The organism is Carboxydocella sporoproducens DSM 16521, assembly GCF_900167165.1.
Classification (GTDB): domain Bacteria; phylum Bacillota.
In genome coordinates this window covers 1-20578 of sequence record NZ_FUXM01000014.1, presented here as the reverse complement: position 1 = coordinate 20578, position 20578 = coordinate 1, and the positions used below count along the sequence as shown (strand labels likewise).

At 47.1% G+C, this 20578-nt stretch carries 20 protein-coding genes and 1 tRNA gene; all 21 read right to left on the bottom strand.

Annotated features, from left to right (window positions below; genetic code table 11):
• Nucleotide 1: 1 nt before the first annotated feature.
• The 21 genes from mqnC to B5D20_RS06795 all read right to left on the bottom strand — a co-directional run bounded on the left by mqnC (nucleotide 2) and on the right by B5D20_RS06795 (nucleotide 20236).
• Entirely contained in the window at nucleotides 2-1069 is a 1068-nt protein-coding gene (mqnC, locus tag B5D20_RS06895; protein ID WP_078665499.1) for a cyclic dehypoxanthinyl futalosine synthase, read from the bottom strand.
• Nucleotides 1059-1916: a menaquinone biosynthetic enzyme MqnA/MqnD family protein gene (locus tag B5D20_RS06890; RefSeq protein ID WP_078665498.1), complete on the bottom strand. Its 858-nt coding sequence runs from the start codon at nucleotides 1914-1916 to the stop codon at nucleotides 1059-1061. Before B5D20_RS06890 ends, mqnC begins: the two co-directional genes overlap by 11 nt.
• A 2-nt stretch (nucleotides 1917-1918) precedes the next feature.
• Complete coding sequence (gene mqnE / locus B5D20_RS06885; protein WP_078665497.1) at nucleotides 1919-3019, bottom strand: aminofutalosine synthase MqnE; 1101 nt, start codon at nucleotides 3017-3019, stop codon at nucleotides 1919-1921.
• Nucleotides 3000-3638, bottom strand: a complete 639-nt coding sequence (locus tag B5D20_RS06880) for a UbiX family flavin prenyltransferase (protein WP_078665496.1) — start codon at nucleotides 3636-3638, stop codon at nucleotides 3000-3002. Before B5D20_RS06880 ends, mqnE begins: the two co-directional genes overlap by 20 nt.
• A gap of 10 nt (nucleotides 3639-3648) precedes the next feature.
• Nucleotides 3649-4518 carry a UbiA-like polyprenyltransferase gene (locus B5D20_RS06875; protein ID WP_423230532.1) on the bottom strand — a complete coding sequence of 290 codons (870 nt, stop codon included), beginning with the start codon at nucleotides 4516-4518 and terminating at the stop codon, nucleotides 3649-3651.
• Nucleotides 4505-5959: a menaquinone biosynthesis decarboxylase gene (locus B5D20_RS06870; RefSeq protein ID WP_078665495.1), complete on the bottom strand. Its 1455-nt coding sequence runs from the start codon at nucleotides 5957-5959 to the stop codon at nucleotides 4505-4507. The genes B5D20_RS06875 and B5D20_RS06870 overlap by 14 nt, the downstream gene beginning before the upstream one ends.
• A 3-nt stretch (nucleotides 5960-5962) precedes the next feature.
• A complete protein-coding gene (locus B5D20_RS06865) occupies nucleotides 5963-6661 on the bottom strand; it encodes an isoprenoid biosynthesis enzyme family protein (RefSeq protein ID WP_078665494.1) in 699 nt (232 codons plus the stop codon).
• Between the two features lie 152 nt (nucleotides 6662-6813).
• Entirely contained in the window at nucleotides 6814-7674 is an 861-nt protein-coding gene (locus B5D20_RS06860) for a CoB--CoM heterodisulfide reductase iron-sulfur subunit B family protein (protein WP_078665493.1), read from the bottom strand.
• A complete protein-coding gene (locus B5D20_RS06855) occupies nucleotides 7674-8189 on the bottom strand; it encodes a 4Fe-4S dicluster domain-containing protein (RefSeq protein WP_242946628.1) in 516 nt (171 codons plus the stop codon). The genes B5D20_RS06860 and B5D20_RS06855 overlap by 1 nt, the downstream gene beginning before the upstream one ends.
• Nucleotides 8190-8357: 168 nt before the next feature.
• The gene (gene speD, locus B5D20_RS06850; RefSeq protein WP_078665492.1) at nucleotides 8358-8741 is read right to left on the bottom strand and encodes an adenosylmethionine decarboxylase; all 384 of its coding nucleotides are present in this window, start codon (nucleotides 8739-8741) and stop codon (nucleotides 8358-8360) included.
• 118 nt (nucleotides 8742-8859) lie between these two features.
• The gene (locus tag B5D20_RS06845; protein ID WP_078665491.1) at nucleotides 8860-9624 is read right to left on the bottom strand and encodes a fumarylacetoacetate hydrolase family protein; all 765 of its coding nucleotides are present in this window, start codon (nucleotides 9622-9624) and stop codon (nucleotides 8860-8862) included.
• Nucleotides 9621-11810, bottom strand: a complete 2190-nt coding sequence (locus B5D20_RS06840; protein ID WP_078665490.1) for a hypothetical protein — start codon at nucleotides 11808-11810, stop codon at nucleotides 9621-9623. Before B5D20_RS06840 ends, B5D20_RS06845 begins: the two co-directional genes overlap by 4 nt.
• Nucleotides 11807-12931, bottom strand: a complete 1125-nt coding sequence (locus B5D20_RS06835) for a glycosyltransferase family 4 protein (RefSeq protein WP_159071859.1) — start codon at nucleotides 12929-12931, stop codon at nucleotides 11807-11809. Before B5D20_RS06835 ends, B5D20_RS06840 begins: the two co-directional genes overlap by 4 nt.
• A gap of 69 nt (nucleotides 12932-13000) precedes the next feature.
• Nucleotides 13001-13438, bottom strand: a complete 438-nt coding sequence (locus B5D20_RS06830; protein ID WP_078665488.1) for a type II toxin-antitoxin system RatA family toxin — start codon at nucleotides 13436-13438, stop codon at nucleotides 13001-13003.
• A complete protein-coding gene (locus tag B5D20_RS06825; protein WP_078665487.1) occupies nucleotides 13431-14669 on the bottom strand; it encodes an aspartate aminotransferase family protein in 1239 nt (412 codons plus the stop codon). Before B5D20_RS06825 ends, B5D20_RS06830 begins: the two co-directional genes overlap by 8 nt.
• Nucleotides 14670-14726: 57 nt before the next feature.
• Complete coding sequence (locus B5D20_RS06820; RefSeq protein ID WP_078665486.1) at nucleotides 14727-16694, bottom strand: molybdopterin-containing oxidoreductase family protein; 1968 nt, start codon at nucleotides 16692-16694, stop codon at nucleotides 14727-14729.
• Between the two features lie 10 nt (nucleotides 16695-16704).
• On the bottom strand, nucleotides 16705-16995 hold the full coding sequence (locus B5D20_RS06815; protein ID WP_078665485.1) for a chorismate mutase: 291 nt from the start codon (nucleotides 16993-16995) through the stop codon (nucleotides 16705-16707).
• Nucleotides 16988-17848 (bottom strand): prephenate dehydratase, encoded by an 861-nt coding sequence (gene pheA / locus B5D20_RS06810; protein ID WP_078665484.1) that lies wholly within the window; start codon nucleotides 17846-17848, stop codon nucleotides 16988-16990. Before pheA ends, B5D20_RS06815 begins: the two co-directional genes overlap by 8 nt.
• Before the next feature lie 136 nt (nucleotides 17849-17984).
• Nucleotides 17985-19604 carry a chaperonin GroEL gene (groL, locus tag B5D20_RS06805; RefSeq protein WP_078665483.1) on the bottom strand — a complete coding sequence of 540 codons (1620 nt, stop codon included), beginning with the start codon at nucleotides 19602-19604 and terminating at the stop codon, nucleotides 17985-17987.
• Nucleotides 19605-19628: 24 nt separating this feature from the next.
• On the bottom strand, nucleotides 19629-19910 hold the full coding sequence (gene groES / locus B5D20_RS06800; protein ID WP_078665482.1) for a co-chaperone GroES: 282 nt from the start codon (nucleotides 19908-19910) through the stop codon (nucleotides 19629-19631).
• A 249-nt stretch (nucleotides 19911-20159) separates the two neighbouring features.
• A tRNA-Pro gene (locus B5D20_RS06795) sits at nucleotides 20160-20236 on the bottom strand.
• Nucleotides 20237-20578 lie beyond the last annotated feature (342 nt).

The window sequence follows — 20578 nt, the reverse complement described above, 5'->3', positions numbered from 1 at the left end:
CTTAATCAAAGTAGCGGATAATGCGATATAAGGTATCTCTCTGGGCAGGACGATGACCTGCATCCTTAATGCATCTTATTATCTCGTCCATCGGCACTCTGTTGGTTACTCCTGCCGCTCTGACCACATTTTCCTCCAGCATGGTGCCTCCGAAATCATTGGCTCCAAAGCGCAAGGAAATTTGCGCCATTTTGGACCCCTGGGTTACCCAGGAAGCCTGGATATTAGGGAAATTATCCAGCATTATACGACTGACTGCCAGGGTTTTCAAATACTCAAAACCACCAGCGGTAGTGCCTCCCAGTTCGGTATTGAGAGGTTGAAAACTCCAGGGTATAAAAGCCGTAAAACCGCCGGTTTGGTCCTGAACCTCCCGCAACCGTACCATATGGGCCACCCGCTCTTCAGGACTTTCCACACTGCCAAACATCATAGTCGCTGTTGTTTTCATGCCCAGCTGATGGGCAATAATCATCACTTCCATCCATTGCTCCCAGGTAATTTTTCTGGGACTGATATAATGTCTGACCCGGTTGTCCAGAATCTCAGCTCCACCGCCAGGAATGGAATCCAGGCCAGCCTCCCGTAAAGCAGCAATCGTTTCCTTTAGACTCAGCCCACTGATTTCAGCCAGATGTACGATTTCCGGAGGCGAAAAAGAGTGGATATGCACATTATATCGTTCCTTTATGCCTTTGAGCAAATCCAGGTACCATTCAAAAGGCAAACTGGGGTTAATACCGCCCTGCATCAAAATTTGCGTACCACCAACAGCTAGTGTTTCCTCAATTTTGCGGTAGATTTCTTCATAGGACAAAACATAAGCATCAGCATCATCTTCCGAACGGTAAAAGGCGCAAAAACGGCATTTTACTTTACAAATATTAGTATAATTGATGTTACGATCAATTACAAAAGTCACCAGGTTTTCTGGGTGTTTGCGTAAACGGATCTGATGAGCAACCTGGCCAATCGCCACCAGATCGTTGGATTGGAGTAAGGCAACGCCTTCAGTCATAGACAGGCGTTCACCGTCCAATGCCTTTTTTAAAATCGGTTCAACGCCCATCTTTTTCCCTCCAGATCTCTATTTTCACTCTTTCTTCCAGTATCCCTGTTTTATAAGCATAATCAAAGAAGGCATTCATTGCCCTAATATCTTTCTCTGTTAAAGAATGGGTGATGGTATGAAAATACCTTCTCAGATAGTCTTCAGTAAACCAGGGACTGCGGTCCTGGGCCAGGGCAATCAGCTGGTCTTCATGCTCCCGCCCCCAGCGCAAGCTAGCCTGCAGGGCACTGGCCAGCCGGGCAATTTCCTGGGGGTGTTCTCCAGCAAAATCCTTTTTTACCACCCAGACAGCATACACCATACTTTCCCCGGTCATCTCTTTCCAAACAGCTCCAACATCGGTAACTATTATGCCCTCATAATAGCCGCTGTTCACTTTTAGCTGTTCAATCATGGCGATGTCGCCAATTAACAGAGCCGCCTCGGCCCGGGATAACATAGCTGTTAAATCCGGTTCCATGGTGACGAAGTCACAGCTGATATGGTAATAGTGCTCCAGTAATATTTTTAATAAGGCTATCGTAGTAGCTGATGTGTTAGGCAAGGCGATGACTTTGTGATCAAGTTCAGTAACAGGTATCCGGGAAAAAAGCAATAAGCTCATTACTTCCCCATCCGCCCCAATGGATAGATCAGGTAAAACCAGACACTGGTCAGCATGCCGGGCATATTCAATGGATGAAATGGGTGTAACATCCAGTTCTCCCTGCAAAAACATGCGATTCAACTGGGCCGGTGGGCCGGGAACGATTTCCGCCTCCAGGGTAATAATCTCCTGGTTTATTGCCGTATAGACAGGCAGGCAATTGATAAAATCCACCTGCCCCAAACGCAAACTGGCCAACCTTAACCCTCCCTGACTACATTATAGAGCGTATCTCTTTCCACCGGAACAAAGCCGGCATCCCTGATCAACTTGACTATTTCCGCCCGTGTCATGGACTGACTGGTATCCGCTCCTGCATCATGAGTAATTCTTTCTTCTACCACAGTTCCATCCAAATCGTCCACACCAAAGGCCAGTGAAACCTGGGCAACTTTCGGGCCGATCATAATCCAGAAAGCCTTGATATGGTCAAAGTTATCCAGCAATAACCGGCCGATAGCCAGTGTTTTAAGGTCATCAAAACCGGTGGTACGGGTAGTAATAACATTTTCCATCTGAGTATGTTTGGGATGAAAAGCCAGGGGAATAAAGGTCATGAAACCGCCGGTTTGGTCTTGAACTTCCCGCAGGCGCAGCATATGATCTACCCGTTCTTCAATGGTTTCGATGTGGCCATAGAGCATAGTAGCATTTGACCTCATCCCAATTTTATGGGCGGTAGCATGGACTTCTAGCCAGCGTTCCCCACTGATTTTTTTCTCACAAACCTTTTCTCTAACCCTGGGAGAAAAGATTTCCGCTCCACCTCCAGGCAAAGAGCCCAGTCCAGCCGCCTGCAGGCGACGCAGGACCTCTTCAACCGTTATCCCTTCCTGTTCAGCAAAATGGTCAATTTCAACGGCGGTAAAAGCCTGAAGATGAACACCCGGTAAAATCCGGTGCACTCTCCGCAACATTTCTTCGGCATACTCCAGACGCAGATCGGGATGGCAACCGCCAACAATATGGACCTCAGTTACTCCCATGTCTACTACTTCCCTGGCTTTAGCCTCAATAACCTCCAGGGGCAGTAAGTAGGCTTTAGGATCATCCTTGTCTCTGCCAAAGGCACAGAATTTGCAACGTACTTTGCAGATATTGGTGTGATTAATATGACGGTTGACAATAAAATAGGCCCTGTTACCATTTTTCCTTTTCCTGACCAGGTCAGCCATGTAGCCAATGGTTAACAGGTCATTCGATTGATAAAGCCGTATCCCATCTTCCCGGCTTAATCTTTCTCCTTTTACTACTTTTTCAACGATATCATAGAGGTCACTATCACGAAACAATTCCTGCATCAGTTTCCCCTCCAATTTGTCCAGACCAGCGTCTGTACAGCTGATGTTCTATTCCCAGAATATCCAGCACACGTCCGACCACAAAATTCACCATATCATCAATTGTCTGTGGGCGTTGATAAAAAGCTGGCATTGCCGGTACTATTTTCACTCCCATTTGGGACAATTTCAGCATATTTTCCAGATGAATTTGATTCAATGGCGTCTCCCTTGGCACTAATACCAGTGGTCTTCCTTCCTTTAACATTACATCTGCCGCCCGTTCTACCAGATTGCTGGAACGGCCAGTAGCAATTCCTGACAAGGTGGACATGGTACAGGGGATGATAATCATGCCCTGGGTACGATATGAACCACTGGCCAGGCGACCACTGATATCCTGCCAGTGATAGTAGGTAAGACGCCTGCTTTGAGGCCAGTTTAAATATGCCTTTATTGCTCCCTCGAGCTGGGGACTGTCAGCATCTAGCTGCCAGCCCAGTTCATCTTGTAGTACCAGAAAACCCGGACCGGTAATAGTCAAATCCACATCCCAGCCCAGTTCAGCCAAAGCCTGGAGCAACCTTACCCCATAAGGAGCTCCACTGGCCCCCGTAATTGCGACTACGAATGAGCCCATAAAATCCTCCTTACCTGAGAAACAGGTCCAGTAAAGTAAAAACAAACATTAGAACAGCGATAATACCATTCATATTGAAAAAAGCGATATCCAGTTTAGAAAGATCCCGGGGAGATACCAGAGAGTGTTCCTTAATTAGTATGCCAACAGTAATAAGTACCCCCAAGTAATATATCCATCCTGCTGCCACCAGTACCCCGGTCAACACCAGCAATACAACCGTTAAAGCATGCATGACACGGGCGACTAACAGCGCTTTAGCAAGGCCAAACCGGGCAGGAATGGAGTAAATGCCATGGGTACGGTCAAATTCATAATCCTGACAGGCGTAGATAATATCAAAACCAGCGATCCAGGTGGCAACCGCCAGGCCAAGTACAACCCCTGGTAACTCAATAGCAGCTCTAATAGCAACCCAGGCTCCCAGCGGTGCCAGGCCAATGGCTATACCCAGTACCAAATGACAAAGCCAGGTAAACCGTTTCGTATAAGAATAAATGACCAGAAAGAAAATAGCAATCGGCATAAGCTTAAAACACAACTCATTCAGCTGAGCTGCAGCGTACCCCATTAGCAAAAAAGAAAGGAGCGTATAAACCCAGACTTCACCAACCGATAACAGACCTCTGGGAATCGCCCGGGTAGCTGTGCGGGGATTACGGGCATCTATGTGTCGATCTATGATACGGTTTAAAGACATGGCGGCGGTGCGGGCACCGACCATGGCCAGGGTTATCCAGAGAAACTGACTCAAGGTCGGTGCTCCACCGACTGCCAGAAAGGCTCCTAGATAGGCAAAGGGTAAAGCGAAAATAGTATGTTCAAATTTAATCATTTCAGCAAAAATTTTTACTTTAGCCATCAGATTAGTCGATGCCATAACTCTTCCACTTCCTGTCGACCAGTTCCTTGATTTCCGGGCTCATTTCAATATCATCCGGCCATTCCCTGGTATGACCTTCACTGGGCCACTTCTTGGTTGCATCGATCCCCATTTTAGTTCCGTAATTTGGAAGAGGCGAAGCGTGGTCCAGGATATCAAGGGGTCCTTCGACCATTACTACATCCCTTTTGGCATCGATATTATTGAAAACCTTCCACATGACTTCGGAAACATTGTGTGGGTTAACATGTTCATCCACAACGATTATGAGTTTGGTAAACATCATTTGTCCCATGCCCCAGAGAGCATGCATTACCTTTTTGGCATGGCCAGGATAGCTTTTGCGAATGGAAACAATGGCACAGTTATGGAAAACCCCTTCTAAAGGCAAGTTCATATCCACTATTTCCGGCAACTGAAGTTTCAAGAGGGGCAAAAAGATTCTTTCTGTTGCTTTCCCCAGATAACAATCTTCCATCGGTGGTTTACCAACGATAGTAGTAGGATAAATGGGTTTCTTTCTCATTGTAACACAATTAATATGGAAGACCGGATAATAGTCAGCCAGAGAATAGTAACCGGTATGATCCCCAAAGGGTCCTTCCCAGCGCAATTCATCCAGATCAACATAACCTTCCAGCACAATTTCAGCAAGGGCAGGTACTTCCAGGTCAACGGTTTCGCATTTCACCAGTTCTACTGGCTCTTTACGCAGGAACCCGGCAAAAAACATCTCATCCACCCCGGCTGGCAGCGGAGCGGTAGCAGCATAAATAGTAGCCGGGTCAGCCCCCAGTGCCACTGCTACTTCCATTTTCCGATCCCCACGGCGCTTGTGGGCCCGATAATGCTCAGCACCATGCTTATGTAGATGCCAGTGCATACCGGTAGTCCGACCGTCATATACTTGCATCCGGTACATGCCTACATTGCGTTTCCCTGTTTCCGGATCTTTGGTGAAGACGAGGGGCAAAGTAATAAACCGCCCCCCATCCCCCGGCCAGCATTTGAGAATGGGGAATTTGGTAATATCGATTTCGTCCCCTTTAAGAATCACTTCTTTAACCGGACCAGTCTTAACAATTTTAGGCATAAAATTCGCGATTTGAGCAACTTTCGGCAATGCTTTCAATTTGTCGAAAAAGCTAGTTGGAACTTCCGGCGGTTGCAAAAAAGTAAGAATTTCCTGTCCTATTTCATCCAGATTGTTTACTTCTAAAGCCAGGTTCATTCTTTCAAAAGTTCCGAAAGCATTAATCAGAACCGGCATGTCCGAACCTTTGACATTTTCAAACAAAAGAGCAGGTCCATAGGCTTTAGAAACTCGATCTGTAATTTCGGTAATTTCCAGAATGGGATCCACTTCTGTGGTAATCCTCTTTAGCCAGCCTTTTTGTTCTAATGCCTCAATGAAATGTCGCAAATCCCGATAACCCATTGATTATCTCCTTTCCATCAATAATTGGTTTTCTGCATTACAATACCAGTTGATCAACCAGGTTAAATCCTGTTTTTCCTGGCACTCCGGCCAGCTGGCAATAATCTTAAGAGCCTGCCACTCATCTTTTCGGGCCAGAGCCAACCCCAGCTGATAGGCTTCCTCTTCCCGGCTGGAATCAACCCGGGCCAGCCTGGATGCCAGTCGGCAGCCCCCGGCCAGTAGCTCCTTTTCTTCTTCCGGCCAGTCCAGCTGGTGGCCCTGTAATCGAAGCACAGCCGCCTCGTTTATTTTCCGAATAATGTCTGCCAACGGCCCTAGAAATTCCAGCAAATCAGCCTCACAAAGGGTAGTAAAAAAGCGTCCATAGAGGTAGTCCCCTACTAAAACCGGCAGCTGGGTACCATCCCGGGGATCTATCTCCTCTCCCGCAGGATGAGTATCAGGTACCTGTCGATGAATCCTTGCTGCCAGATAAATCAATTGAACAACTGCTGCCAAAGCGGGAGCTTTCTGCCCTTTATACCCGAAAATACGGCTTATCAACAAAACCGCTGCAGGCCGGAGCCAGCGTTCATACCCATCGGCTTCCAGGTGGGCAAAATCAGTTAGATGGCCGGAACGAACCTTAAGATATCGTCCAATAATCTTTTCCACCTCTTCTAAATCACCTGCAACAGCTTCCAGTACCTCAGCGGCCATCGACAAACCTCCTCAGTAAAATTTGTAACCTTTAATATATTCGTGGCCAAATCCACTTTTCCTGCCTGAAGGCAGGAATCTAAAAACAAAGGAAAAAGCCCTGCAACGGGCTTTTGTAATGTTTGCGTATATTATAACCTTTCTTAAAGGTGCTATGCAAGTAAGTTGTATCTTTGCAACAAAGGCAGTGGATCTATAAAATGCTTTTCCAGTCCGAGCTCATTGCTTTTACAACCCAGAGCCAGCCCTACTAGCTCGGTTAAATAAAATACTGGAATGTCCGGTAAATCACCATATTTTTTGCTTTCCTTTTGCCGCATATCCAGGTTCGACATACAGAGAGGGCATGCGGTAACAATCGCCTCTGCCCCCGCATCCCAGGCAATACGGAGAATATCATAAATTAACTTTTCGTGTACCCCTTCCTGATAAAAAGGCAGTGAACCGCCGCAGCATTCTGTTTTATAAGGGTAAGGCAGAACCTGGGCACCGATTGAAGCCAGTATGTTATCCATAGACATTGGATTTTCCGGATGATCATATCCTGTGATACCAGGGGGTTTTACCAGCAAACAGCCGTAATAGCAAACAACCTTCAATCCGGCCAGATTGCGGACTAACTGACCTTTCTCAATATTTTCACTCACAGCCTCGATTATATTTTTTACTTTGATGGTCGGATCATAGGAATAGCCCATAATTTCTTCCATTTTTTCTCTTGCCTTTTCAGAATGCTGTAGCTCATGTCTGGCCGTCTGCAACCGCTGATAACAGGCAGCACAAGGGACAACAATATCCCCAGCCACTTTTTGAGCTAGAAAAAGATTCCGGCCTGGAATAGCTGCTGCCAGAAAATGACCTCTATTATGAGCAGATGAAGCTCCACAGCAATTCCAGTCGGGAATGTCGATTAACCTCATATTCAGTTTTTGAGCCACAGCTTTTGTGGAAAGGTCAAAATCCCTGGCAGTCGCGTGTAAGCTGCAACCAGGATAGTATGCATAATTGGCCATTAGATATCATCTCCCATCTCGCGTGCAGCCTGATAGATTTTATTGATCTGGTTCAGACCATTGATCGATTCAGGGAAAAGTTTCAGTTTTCCTTTACTGAACATAGGCCAGCCGTATTGGGCATCCTTAAACAGGTTGCCTGTTTTTAAATTTAGCTGGATGGCCAGCCCCAGTTCATACAACCTGCCAAAACGCCGTACTGAGCCCAGAAAGACATCGTGGAATATATTGGCATTGCGCCCAAACCGATTTGCCATACCTCTTTTTAATGATAGCCTCCTCAATTCATCCATGGTGGCAGCGATATCAATGCCCCGCAAACAACGGGTGGTACAGGTATTACAGCTGGCACAAACCCAGATGGATTTGGCAGTGAGAACTTCATCCACCAGGCCTCTCTGCAACAAACGCATAACCTGGTTGGGTGGTATGTCCATGGCAAATTGAACCGGACAGCCCGCACTGCATTTTCCACATTGATAACACTGTCTTGCGACCTGAATCAGTTTATCCATCTTCTCCCCTCCCATCTCTATCAAAAAAGTAATTCTACATTGTCAGAATAATTCCTCTTTTTTGAAAACAGAAAAGCAAAAAAATATAAGCCTTGCAACCTCTTCCAGGCTGTCAAGGCTTATACTAACCTTTTTGACGTCGTCGGTCAGTACTAATAAATATCCCTCCTACAGATTGGCAGCGGCCTTCTGCGGAAGAATGGAATCGATGATCCCTCGTTTGGTTTCTTTGGCTTCCACTTGCTCTGCGCCGAATTGCTCAGCCAGATAATTGCAAGCATCCCAGGGATCAACTTTTTCTCCGCAGGTAAAGACATCTACTGCCGCATACCCCAGTTCAGGCCAGGTATGAATGGCTAAATGGGATTCAGAAATCACAACAACTCCACTAACACCCTGGGGGCTGAATTTATGGAACACAAACTCCCGTACTTCGGCACCTGCTTCAAGAGCAGCTTGAACCATAATTTGCTCAACTTTCTTTACATCGTTCAGAATATCAAATTTGCATCCATAAATTTCAGCCAAGATGTGACGACCCAAAGCGTTCATTTAACATCTCATCCTCCTTTAAACATTTTTTTGGAAACCGATCCCACCTCCAGGCGCTTTTCGGAATCCAATCAAATTAAATAATAGCACATTTTCCCCGGATGTCAATAAAAATTTTTTATTCAACTTTGTTTATTAATATACCAAGCCCTTCTATCTCTACTGAAACCTCATCCCCCCTCAGCATCGGCCCTACCCCCTCAGGAGTACCGGTCAGGATTACATCCCCGGGATAAAGAGTCATAACCTGTGATACGTATGACACCAGGGCTTCAACGCTATGAATTAACATATCCGTTTTCGCTTCCTGTTTAATCTGTCCATTCAGGGTTGTCCTGATGGTACGGTCCCGCCAGTCGATATCCTTTATAATATACGGTCCTAAGGGCAAAAATGTGTCGAAAGACTTGGCCCGGGTCCACTGGCCGTCTTTTTGTTGTAAATCTCTGGCGGTAACATCATTAGCACAGGTGTAACCAAAAATATACCGGGAGGCGGCTTTAGTATCGATTTTCTTACACTCATGCCCGATAACTACTGCCAGTTCCCCCTCATAATCTACCCGTTGACTTTGTTCAGGATATCGTATAATATCACCAGGTCCAATCACTGCTGACGGCGGTTTTAAGAAAATAACAGGCTCCGGCGGTAATTGCATATCCAGCTCAGCTGCATGCTGGCGATAATTAAGCCCAACACAAATGATTTTGCTCGGGTTACAGGGAGCCAGCAAATGGATATCTCCTGTATCCGGTATTACCTCGATTATCTTGTTGTCATTGACCCAGGGCGGTTCAGACAACAATCCGATCTGCCCATCCTTTAACCAGACAGCATAACTCACTTTACCATTTGTCAACCTGATTTTTCCATACTTTTTCATAACCCCCGCCTCCCATTTAGTTCATTTAGCACTAGATAAAGTAAGGGTGATGACAAATAAATCATGGCCGTAGCGGCTGCAACGATCCCGGAATCATTTACTATCAGTACCAGCAGCACCGCTACCATCGCCCCGCTTAAACCGCGGAACAATACAGGGTATGTCTGCCTGATTCTCTTCATCACCCCAACCGGCCGATAAAATAGAATGGTCAGAACCAGGAGTGCCCCTAAAAAGACCCGGGCCCAGACTGTGACGCCAACGATCAATTTATAATTCATGGCCAGTTTGCGCTGGAATATATCAAAGAGGGCCTTCCAGCCCTGGTCAACAACAAGAGCCATCGTTCGCCCCATATGCGTCTGCAATTCCGGGGGCCGCTGCCAGTCCCAGTAAAAGAACAGGACTAGAAGCAAGATGGTAGCCAGACCAATACCGAATATTTGCCGCCATCTTATCTGCTTGCCCTGTAAGAGTAACCAGGTCCAGATGAAGCCCCCTACGGCTGCAATAGCTCCACCCACATCACTACCCAGGCCGGGAGCTGCCAGTAAATACGTTATACCAGCAAAAACAACTGCAATCACCCAGCCCAGTAGTCGCTGCTGTTTTGACCAGATTTCGGCCAGAATAGCAACCCCAACTATGCTTGCCCCCAAAATTACACCTTCATACTCGTTGCCAATCCCATAATAACGGGCACCTACCAGAAAGTCATACCCCAGCACACTCTGTTTCATCAGCGGATTACCCATGACAGTATCGATTACAATCACAGAAACGGTAAATAGAAAAAGCATAGCAAAAGGTAACAAGATATGGACTTTGCGCAGGGGCAACAAAACCACAGTTAAGACAAAGGTGGCCAGAATAGTAACACCTAATAAAACCGGAAGACTCTGGACCGGTAACAGAGGTAAGAGGAGAAAAACAGCCGGAACCGCCGCAAAGGCCAGCAGAATTTGCCCCATCGTTTTAGGACGTGGCCGATGCAAAAATACCGAAACCAGTGCTAGCAACAAAACAACCAGTTCCCAGAAGGCATAGCCACGGGCCAGGGGCGGCCGAGCCTGGAACACCGCAACCATCCTTTCCTCCTGCCGGATTAAATCCTCCGGCTTCTTGCCATTGCCTGTTGCTTTAAAAGCCTGTCCCAGCATCACTTCCGGCTTGTCCAGATGCAAGAGTTGTAAAATAGCAGGAGCCACATCTATATTGGCTACCAGCCCCTCGCGCTTGGTTGTAGGGCTGAAAAGCCAGCCCTGCTTTATCCCCGGCCCAACTAGCAGCAAAGGGGCAGCTGTCCGGTCTTCTTCCAGGGCCTTGGCTGATGGTGTAGGACTTATTATTAGCAAATAAGCTTTTTCTTCTGCACACAGCTGATATAATTGACCAAGGAAGCTATCAGCTTCTTGTAGTACTTGTTTGCGCTGGGCCTGCCACCATTCAGGCAGCATCATGTTTCTGGCAGCTTCAAGCCGACCTAAATCCCCCCAGTCAATTATGATTAAATCCGCTACATTCCAAACTTGTTTTAAAACTTTTTTAGTTTTAGCAACATCAATTTTTTTAGAAAAAGGCCGTTCCGGATCAATGGTAGTAATCCGGCTCCCCACAGCCCCAAAATCTATTTGCCCTTTTGCATCCATGGCAAATAAAGCCGCCGGTCGAAAAGGCAAATCCCGATCCCGATCACCGATTAAGGCTGTCCGCAATTGTTGACGGTGTATAGTTTCTCCCAGGGCTCCCGGTTGATTGAGATAAGGTAATTTAGCAGCCAAATTCAGTAACTGGGGAACTGATAATACGGATATCTGTCCCGTAGGGTGATAGCCCATTCGTTGCCGGTACAAATCAAAAGCTCGCTCATTCAGCCAGGTTTCATTACTATCCAGGGCCAGCTCTGTAGTCAGATCCGTACCCAGTCGGGTTCCCGCCCCTATTGTCAACATGGTGCTGTTAGCTGAACGTGGATAACCCTGGGCCACCGGAGTATTCATCAATCCCAGCGCTCCTTGCGCCATCAGCTTCTGCAGATTGGGCAAATTTTCGCTTTGCCAGTCCTGCAGGCTCAGGTGATCCAGAATCAATACCACCACTTTGGGCCTCTCCGCAGATACAGCCAATGTCGGATTTAGAACCAGGCCCAAACAAAGCAAAAGAAAAAGCCAAATCCGCTTGCTCAATTTCTTTTCCCCTCACTTATAATTTTTTGATAAACTGATTCTGTTGCCTTTATCATTCCAGCTAGTGAAAACTGAGTTTCAATCTTTTGTTTAGCTGCTAATGCTATCTGCTGGGCCAGATTTAAATTATCCAGCACCCAGCCTACTTTTGCTGCCAGCGCCCTGCTATCTGCCACCGGTACCAGCCAGCCCTCCCGGCCATCGGTAATTACTTCCGGTATCCCGCCAGCGTTAGTTGCCACCATCGGTAAGCCAGCCGCTGCCGCCTCCAGCAGGGATATTCCCATCCCCTCCGAAAGCGAAGGTAAGACAAAAACATCGATTGCCCTTAAATAGGGCCGGATATCTTCAACATGTCCTGTAAACACAAATCTTTTTGACAAGCCGCTTATTTTTACTTGTTCCTCCAGCTGGGGTTTTAATGGCCCGTCCCCTACCAGCAAAAATAACAAGTCTTCCCTTTCTCTGGCCATAAGTTCTGCCATTTCAACAAAATAATTTAATCCTTTTTGAGGAGCAAACCGCGCTACCGAACCAATTATTTTTGCCTCCTGAGAAATACCCAGTGCTGCTCGGGCTTGAGATGGAGTGAAAGGAAACCGGGAAAAAAAACTGGTATCTATACCGTTATAAATTATATGAATTTGCTCCCGCCTGGCGCCAAGCTGCTCTAATTCCCTGGCAATAGCCCGGGAAACGGCAATATACGCAGTTGTCCTGCCAGCCAGAACACGCTCCAGCACTTTATAAACCATGCCTTTCCAGCCTTTCACAGAGCCTGCCAGTATCAGATTGTGGGCCGTGATCAGCACCGGTGTTTTTGATCCCATCGCTGCCAGCCGACTGATCAGACCGGCTTTAGCTCCATGAGCATGGATAAGATCAAATTTTTTCTCCTGTAAATACCGGCGCAGTTGATAAACCGCCGGCCAATCAGCCCAGGGATTAAGGCTGGCGGAGATTTTCAGGGGCAAATAAGTAATTGTTTTTCCTTCTATTTTTAGCTGTGGTGGACCCGCCAGGACTATCTCCCATTTTGTATCTAGCCCTTGAATTAGGGAGCGGATGTGTTCAGCCATCCCGCCTGCTACCGGCCGTACCACATAGAGAATCCTGTTCATTCCTATTACACTCCATTCCATTTTCTTGCCCTAAATCATACCACAAAAAGAAAGCAGAAAAAAGAGGGACTAGAGCCGGTTCACATATCCGGCTATTCCCTCCAGCATAGCTAAGCAGTTTTCTTTTGTTTTTTTACTTAATATAGGGTTTAATAATGGTGCCAGTGCCGGAACCCCCAGTTCAAAATCCACAGTTAGACTGACCAGGGAGCCGCCATCTTTGTCTTCAATAACCCAGCTGCCTTCAAACTTTTTTAAATCCCCACTGATGAGCTTATAATCAATCTGCCCCTGTTCCGGATAAAAACGATCTTCTTCCAGCCAGCAAATCATTCTGCCATCTACTTCTGTTTTCCAGGCGGAAATGGCATAGTTATGCTCCCGGTTGATAATCCTAACTTCTTTTACATTGCGCATAAACTTGGGATAATCCTCCATCGCCGCAGCTAATGGAAAAACAACAGCTTTAGGAGCAGCCACCCATTTGGAAACTCTTATCTTAGGCATCTTCTTCCACCTCCTTTACCACCTCATTGAGGCTTTCCTCCAATATCTGCAAGAAGAGATTAATTTCTTCATTGGATATAATTAATGGCGGTTCCAGCCTGATAACCCTGGTGTTATTTAAAGTAGTACCTACCAGTACTCCCCTGTTGAGCAGGGCCTGGATCAGATACCCCCCAAACCCTTCATCTACCAGCTCCAGTCCCAGCATTAGCCCCAAGCCCCTTACCTCTTTAATGATCTGTGCAAATCCTGCTGTCAACTGTAACAAGTTTGTTTTTAACCTTTGACCTAATACTGCCGCGCTCTCTACCAGTCCTTCTTCTTCAATAACCTGCAGAGTGGCTATCCCTGCAACACAGGCCAGAGGATTCCCCCCGAAAGTCGAAGTATGAATTAAAGGATTTTCCTCAAATATCTGCCAGATTTCTTCCCGGGCCAGAATGGCTCCTGCTGGTAATACCCCACCCCCCAGGGCTTTGGCACTGGTGATCAAATCCGGCAGGACACCAGCCTGCTCAAATGCCCAGAAGGTTCCAGTTCTTCCCAATCCAGTCTGTACCTCATCTATGATTAAAAGGGCTCCCTGGCTCCGACAGTGACTTGCCAGTTCCCGCAAATACCAGAAGTCTGCTACCCTCATTCCCCCTTCGCCCTGGACTATCTCCAGCACTACCGCCGCTGTTTTTCTGTCAATGACCTCAACGGCTCTGGCCAGGTCATTAAATGGTATATGGTAAACTTCCGGCAGTAAAGGCATACAGGGCTCCCGGTAGATATCCCGCCCGGTTACACTTAAGGCCCCCAGGGTCTTACCATGAAATCCATTTTGCATCGCCACAATCTTCTTTCTACCTGTTGCCAGCCGGGCTATTTTCAAAGCTCCCTCAATAGCTTCAGCCCCGGAATTACAAAAGAAGACTTTGTTCAGGACCGGCGGAAGAGTGGCACAGATTTTTTCTGCCAATAAAGCTGCTGGTTCGTGACAGAACATTTTGCTTCCCAGCGGCAAACGCTCCATCTGTTCTTTAACAGCTGCTATTACCCTGGGATGACAGTGACCAAGAGAAAAAACTCCATATCCGCCGAGAAAATCCAGAAAGGCCCGGTTATCCTCGGTAAAAATCCAACAGCCCCTGGCTGCCTTTTCTACCAGATCCAAACCTAGCAAGCGCTGTAAGCGGGTTAAGGATGGATTCAAATGTTTTTCATAAAGCTCAATAACTCTGGACATAAAAAATACCCCCCTGTCTCTGTTAACAGCTATATGAGACAGGGGAGTGATAAATTCCTAATCTATATGCCATTTGCGAATTTCACATTTTACATCATAATAAGGAATCCCGCCCCCTAAATCAGGAGCGAAAGCGGGGGTAAGCCAGTTTACTCCTCCCCCATCCTTGAGCCACCAGCCTTCGGGCAAAAGGGCTATACCGGTCGGAACCCTTTCCGTCAGGGAAACCCTGGCTACCAGTTGACCATAACCGGTCTCAATAATAACCTGATCGTAATTGCGCACATACCGTTTTTGGGCTTCAGCAGGATTAATCTCTACCAGTGGCAGAGATGCCTCCTGAGCATCCTCTCTTTCCCGAAAGAACTGGGAGTGTAACTGCCCTTTGGGATGGGGAGTAAGCAGGACCAGTGGAAATTCCTCCGGATCCTGATAATACCGGGGAGATTGCCATTCTTCGTTAATCAGATTCATCTTGCCATTTGCGGTAGCGAATTTCCGCTCCGCCCAGGCTACCTGCGGCATAACCGGACATATACAGGCACCTTCGGAAATCAATTTATCCCAGGTAATTCCATAAGGCCGGAGTGGCTCCAGTAACCAGTGAATCCACTCCATTGCTGTTCTTTCACCAAAAACAGAGAGTTTGTTCAGCCGACGGGCCAGTTCTGTCCAGATTTCCACCTCATCTTTTACAGTATCAGGAGGTGAGATAAGAGCCGGCACTGCGCCGATATAATCCCCCCAGGAAGTGGCGATCACATCAGGCGTTTCTAGAAATCCGGCTACCGGTAAAACCAGGTCAGCTTGCTCTGCTGTATCGGTTAATTGCAAATCCATTACTACTTTGAAAGGAACCTGCCGCCAGGCCCTCAGCACTTCACTGGTATTGGGCAGCTGGCAAACCGGATTGGTCCTGGCTACTGATATAACCTGAATAGGGGGCTGAGCAGATAATATCTCCTGGGCCAGGGTAGGGAAGGAAAACTCCCGCACTTCTGCAAAGATATTTTCCCCTTTAATGTCATTCAGCAACCCCTGCCAGTACTGATGGGCATAATTAGCCCCTCCACCACTGATACCGATATTGCCAGACAAACCACAGAGAGCATCAATATAGCGAACCGTCTGACCGCCATTGGCATAACGCTGTAAACCATAACCAAAAAAAGTGGCTACCGGTCGGCCTCTACCATAAATACGAGCCAGTTCCCGCACCAGCTCCGCCGGTACCCCTGTTACTTCCTGGGTACGCTCTGGTGTCCAGTTGACTGCTACCTTTGCCAGTCCTTCAAAACCATTAACGCGTTGAGCCACAAATTCAGCATCATACCAGCCTTCAGACAGTAAAACATGGAGTGCCCCTAATGCCAGAGCGCCATCGGTTCCAGGCCTGGGTTGAAGTAATAGGTCAGCCAGATCGGCAGTTAAAGTTTTGACAGGATTAATAACAACAATCCTGGCTCCACCTTGCTGAGCCTCTTTTAAAATCGGAATCAGGTGAATGTTGGTAAAAGCCGGGTCCCGACCCCAGAGCACAATATGTCTACTCTGGCAGCAATCCAGCCAGGGGTGGGAATAAAGGGCTCCAAAATCCTCCTTCTGGGCCTGATAACCACTGCCCCAGCACATACTACCAGTGGGTACAGTATAACCTCCTAAGGCCCGAAAAAATCTGTGTTCCAGATTTTTCAGGCGCCCATTGTGGCCATAATCATTTATATGCAACAAAGAAGTAGGCCCATAATCGGATTGAGCCTGCTCGATTTTTTCTGCCCAGAGGGCAAGAGCGGACTCCCAGTCGATTTTCTCGAAACCTTTTTTTGATTTTATTAATGGGTACAAAAGGCGGTCCGGGCTAAAATGCCTTTTAATAGCCTTTTGCCCTTTGCTACAGATAAATCCCCTGGTAATAGGATGAGCCGGATCCCCTTTAAAATTATTGATTTTGCCATCAATTATCTCCACCAGTATCCCGCAACTGTCAAAACAGTTGAGCGGACAGGTAGTACGATACCATGCCATCTTAATCCTCCTAAGGCCGTCGCTGCTGACGCAGCAGTTCTTCCTGTTGACTGACAAAATAGTCCATCAGTATGCGATAAATTTTTTCTGCCACTTCCGGGGAAAACTGCTGTAAGCTGGCCTGTAACTTGACCCGTTCCAGCACCCGCTGCTCCCGGCGCAAGTCACGAATTTTTCGATTGTGCCCTTTTATCAGACCAATCTCCCGGGCCAGTTTCAATCTGCGCCCAAGCAACTCAATGATAGCTTCATCCACTTTATCAATTTCTCTGCGCAATTCCTCCAGACGGCGCTCATTCATCTTCTCCACCCCCTGGAGCAGCCGGATAGCAGCCAAGCATTTTCACCCAGGCTGCTCGACCCATTAATTCTATTAGCCCCTGGGAAACCGGGCCTGGTTCCAGACTACAGCCTTCAATATCCACCAGAAAAATATATTCCCCCAGTTTGCGCTTGGCCGGCCGGGACTCAATTTTGCACAAATTCAAACCCTGCCTGGCCAACGGCTCAAGAGCTCGATATAATGCCCCTGGTTCATGCGGGGTCCCAAAAGCTATGGAAGTTTTCCACTTTTCCCCCGGCTGAGGTCTTAAACTCTGACTTCCTTTTCCCAGCACCAGGAAGCGGGTAGCGTTATTCTTATTATCCTGGAGATCTTCCGCCAGTGCTTCCAGACCATAGGCAGCCCCTGCTACCGGCGCCGCAATAGCTGCCAGACTTTCTTCTGATTTTGCCACTTTCGCACAGGCTTCACTGGTACTGGTAGTTAGCACCTTAATCGCCTGGGGAAGGCGGCGATTAAGCCAGCCCTGACATTGGGCCAGGGCCTGATGATGAGAAAGCACAGCGGAAATTTGGTCTAGTCTGGTGCCAGGCTTACCCCAGAGCCAGTGCCGGACAGCCAGAACTTCTTCATCCTGGATTTGCACTCCATCCTGCCATAAAAGAAAATCCAGGGTAGTAGATAAAGAACCTTCCTGGGAATTTTCCACCGGTACAATCGCCAGTTCCACCTGATCCTGTACCAGAGCTTTCATTACCCGGGCAAGGTCTGGAAAATAAAAGAATTGAAAATTCAGATGCCGGCGCCTGGCGTATTGTTCGGCAGCCATTTGTGAAAATGTACCTTCTGGACCTAGAACCCCTACTCGCATTTTTTCTCCTCCTAACCTACCGTCCTGCCAACCTGCAGACTGAATAATGATAAGAAAAAGCTTCTCACCAAAAGTGGCGAGAAGCTATTTAATTAGTATATATTTTATCAACAGTTTTTTTCAGCTGTCAAGCTAATTACATCATATCATCCATGCCGCCAGGCATTGCCGGGGTATCCTTTTTCTCCGGCTTTTCCGCAACTACAGCTTCAGTGGTCAGCAACAGAGCGGAAATGGAAGCAGCATTTTGTAACGCGCTTCTGGTAACCTTTGCCGGGTCAACAATACCCGCCGCAATCATATCCATGTATTCCAGGGTAGCAGCGTTGAAGCCGATACCAACTTCGCTGGCCTTGACTTTTTCTACAACTACAGAACCTTCTACCCCGGCATTATTGGCAATCTGACGGAGCGGTTCCTCCAGAGCCCGCTTGATGATTTGAACTCCGGTGTATTCATCCCCTTCTGCCTGAACAGCATCCAGGGCCGGAATGATATTGATGAAGCAGGTACCGCCACCAGGAACGATCCCTTCTTCCACAGCGGCCCGGGTAGCATTGAGAGCATCTTCAATACGCAGTTTCTTCTCCTTCATTTCGGTTTCAGTAGCAGCACCGACTTTGATAACTGCTACGCCGCCAGCCAGTTTGGCCAGACGCTCTTGCAGCTTTTCCTTATCATATTCGGAAGTAGCCTCTTCATACTGCTTCTTAATCTGGGCAATCCGGCCTTTGATTGCATCAGCAGAGCCAGCACCATCAACAATGATGGTTTCTTCCTTCTTGACCCGTACCTGACGAGCCCGGCCCAGCATATCCAGGGTAACGCTATCCAGCTTGCGGCCCAGCTCTTCAGAAATCACCTGGCCACCAGTCAGGATAGCAATATCTTCCAGCATGGCCTTGCGCCGATCGCCAAAAGCAGGAGCCTTAACAGCTACACAGTTGAGAACACCGCGCAGCTTGTTGACCACAATCGTTGCCAGGGCTTCCCCTTCCATATCCTCAGCCACAATCAACAGCGGTTTGCCGGTACGGATAACAGCTTCCAGCACAGGCAAAATATCCTTAATCGCAGAAATCTTCTTATCGGTAATCAGGATATAGGGATCTTCCAGCACGGCTTCCATTTTCTCTGTGTCGGTTACCATGTAGGCAGAGATGTAACCTCTGTCAAAGTTCATCCCTTCGACAACTTCCAGAGAAGTGCCCATGCTCTTGGATTCTTCAACGGTAATAACTCCGTCTTTACCTACTTTTTCCATAGCATCAGCGATGAGGCGACCAATTTCTTCATCAGCAGAAGAAATAGTTGCTACTTGAGCGATGGCTTCCTTGCCTTCAATTGGCTTAGCCAGTTTCTTGATTTCTGCAACAGCGGCATCAACAGCTTTTTCAATTCCCCGCTTCAACAGGATAGGGTTAGCGCCAGCAGCAACGTTTTTCATCCCTTCCCGGATAATGGCTTGAGCCAATACGGTAGCAGTGGTAGTACCGTCGCCAGCTACATCATTGGTTTTGCTGGCTACTTCTTTTACCAGCTGGGCCCCCATGTTTTCAAAGGGATCCTTCAATTCGATTTCCTTGGCAATGGTTACGCCATCGTTAGTGATCAAGGGAGAACCAAATTTCCGTTCCAGCACCACATTACGGCCCCGTGGACCGAGAGTGACTTTTACAGCATCAGCCAGGGTGTTCACGCCTCTTTCCAGAGCTTTTCTGGCATCAGAATTGAAAACGATCATTTTTGCTGCCATCTGATTATCCCCTCCTCGTAAATATTAGAGAATAGCCAGAATATCTCTTTCATTGACAATCAAGTATTCTTCGCCATCAACTTTGACTTCAGTACCAGCGTATTTGGAGAAGATTACCTTGTCCCCAACTTTAACCTCCAGTTCTACTCGCTGGCCGTTATCCAAAATCCGACCACTGCCAACAGCCACCACTTCTCCCTGTTGCGGCTTCTCTTTAGCGGTGTCCGGCAACACAATCCCGCTTTCTGTTCTTTGTTCTTGTTCAATCAGTTTCAGAACAACCCGATCACCTAAGGGTTTCAGCATATATGTTACCCCTCCTTATGTATTATTTTTTGTTAGCACTCATCAACATCGAGTGCTAACACACAGCTATATTATAGCACTACAGAAAAAAAATAATGCAAGATTGGAAATTTTTCATTATCCGTTTTTGTTTTTCAATATATTAAAATATCTCGCTCAATCTATTATTTTCTATAAATTACAGGCCAGTTCTAATGCTGACAAAAAATAAAGCCCGGTAACAATTTACCGGGTTAGGTTTCACTGTACTGGTCGGAGCGACTGGACTTGAACCAGCGACCTCCACCACCCCAAGATGGCGCTCTACCAAACTGAGCTACGCCCCGACTGACAAACCCTATTTTACTCAAGGAATAATTCGCTGTCAATCTTATTTCTTTAAAATGCTTTTTGCGATGTACCCTTTTTCAGAATGAAAATTGCTAAAAATATTATAAATAATTTTTTTTAAACATTATCATTCAGTTCTTTAGCAAGGATAATGGTATCTCTCTTTTTTTAAATCCTAAAAAAGGGCGCACTAATCCCACTAGCCCTAAAATGACTTCTTAATCATCCGGCCTGTAACTTTTTGCCCATATTAGAGATGCTTTTCTTCTCCTTTTTAAGCTACCAGGCTCCGCATCTTCTCTGCCTGATTTTCCCGAATTCGCCCTATCGCCATTGCT

Excerpts from the sequence above, each read along its gene's own strand:
- mqnC (WP_078665499.1), bottom strand. The coding sequence starts at position 1,069 with ATGGGCGTTGAACCGATTTTAAAAAAGGCATTGGACGGTGAACGCCTG.
- mqnE (WP_078665497.1), bottom strand. The coding sequence starts at position 3,019 with ATGCAGGAATTGTTTCGTGATAGTGACCTCTATGATATCGTTGAAAAA.
- B5D20_RS06880 (WP_078665496.1), bottom strand. The coding sequence starts at position 3,638 with ATGGGCTCATTCGTAGTCGCAATTACGGGGGCCAGTGGAGCTCCTTAT.
- B5D20_RS06875 (WP_423230532.1), bottom strand. The coding sequence starts at position 4,518 with ATGGCATCGACTAATCTGATGGCTAAAGTAAAAATTTTTGCTGAAATG.
- B5D20_RS06870 (WP_078665495.1), bottom strand. The coding sequence starts at position 5,959 with ATGGGTTATCGGGATTTGCGACATTTCATTGAGGCATTAGAACAAAAA.
- B5D20_RS06865 (WP_078665494.1), bottom strand. The coding sequence starts at position 6,661 with ATGGCCGCTGAGGTACTGGAAGCTGTTGCAGGTGATTTAGAAGAGGTG.
- B5D20_RS06860 (WP_078665493.1), bottom strand. The coding sequence starts at position 7,674 with ATGGCCAATTATGCATACTATCCTGGTTGCAGCTTACACGCGACTGCC.
- B5D20_RS06855 (WP_242946628.1), bottom strand. The coding sequence starts at position 8,189 with ATGGATAAACTGATTCAGGTCGCAAGACAGTGTTATCAATGTGGAAAA.
- speD (WP_078665492.1), bottom strand. The coding sequence starts at position 8,741 with ATGAACGCTTTGGGTCGTCACATCTTGGCTGAAATTTATGGATGCAAA.
- B5D20_RS06845 (WP_078665491.1), bottom strand. The coding sequence starts at position 9,624 with ATGAAAAAGTATGGAAAAATCAGGTTGACAAATGGTAAAGTGAGTTAT.
- B5D20_RS06835 (WP_159071859.1), bottom strand. The coding sequence starts at position 12,931 with ATGAACAGGATTCTCTATGTGGTACGGCCGGTAGCAGGCGGGATGGCT.
- B5D20_RS06830 (WP_078665488.1), bottom strand. The coding sequence starts at position 13,438 with ATGCCTAAGATAAGAGTTTCCAAATGGGTGGCTGCTCCTAAAGCTGTT.
- B5D20_RS06825 (WP_078665487.1), bottom strand. The coding sequence starts at position 14,669 with ATGTCCAGAGTTATTGAGCTTTATGAAAAACATTTGAATCCATCCTTA.
- B5D20_RS06820 (WP_078665486.1), bottom strand. The coding sequence starts at position 16,694 with ATGGCATGGTATCGTACTACCTGTCCGCTCAACTGTTTTGACAGTTGC.
- B5D20_RS06815 (WP_078665485.1), bottom strand. The coding sequence starts at position 16,995 with ATGAATGAGCGCCGTCTGGAGGAATTGCGCAGAGAAATTGATAAAGTG.
- pheA (WP_078665484.1), bottom strand. The coding sequence starts at position 17,848 with ATGCGAGTAGGGGTTCTAGGTCCAGAAGGTACATTTTCACAAATGGCT.
- groL (WP_078665483.1), bottom strand. The coding sequence starts at position 19,604 with ATGGCAGCAAAAATGATCGTTTTCAATTCTGATGCCAGAAAAGCTCTG.
- groES (WP_078665482.1), bottom strand. The coding sequence starts at position 19,910 with ATGCTGAAACCCTTAGGTGATCGGGTTGTTCTGAAACTGATTGAACAA.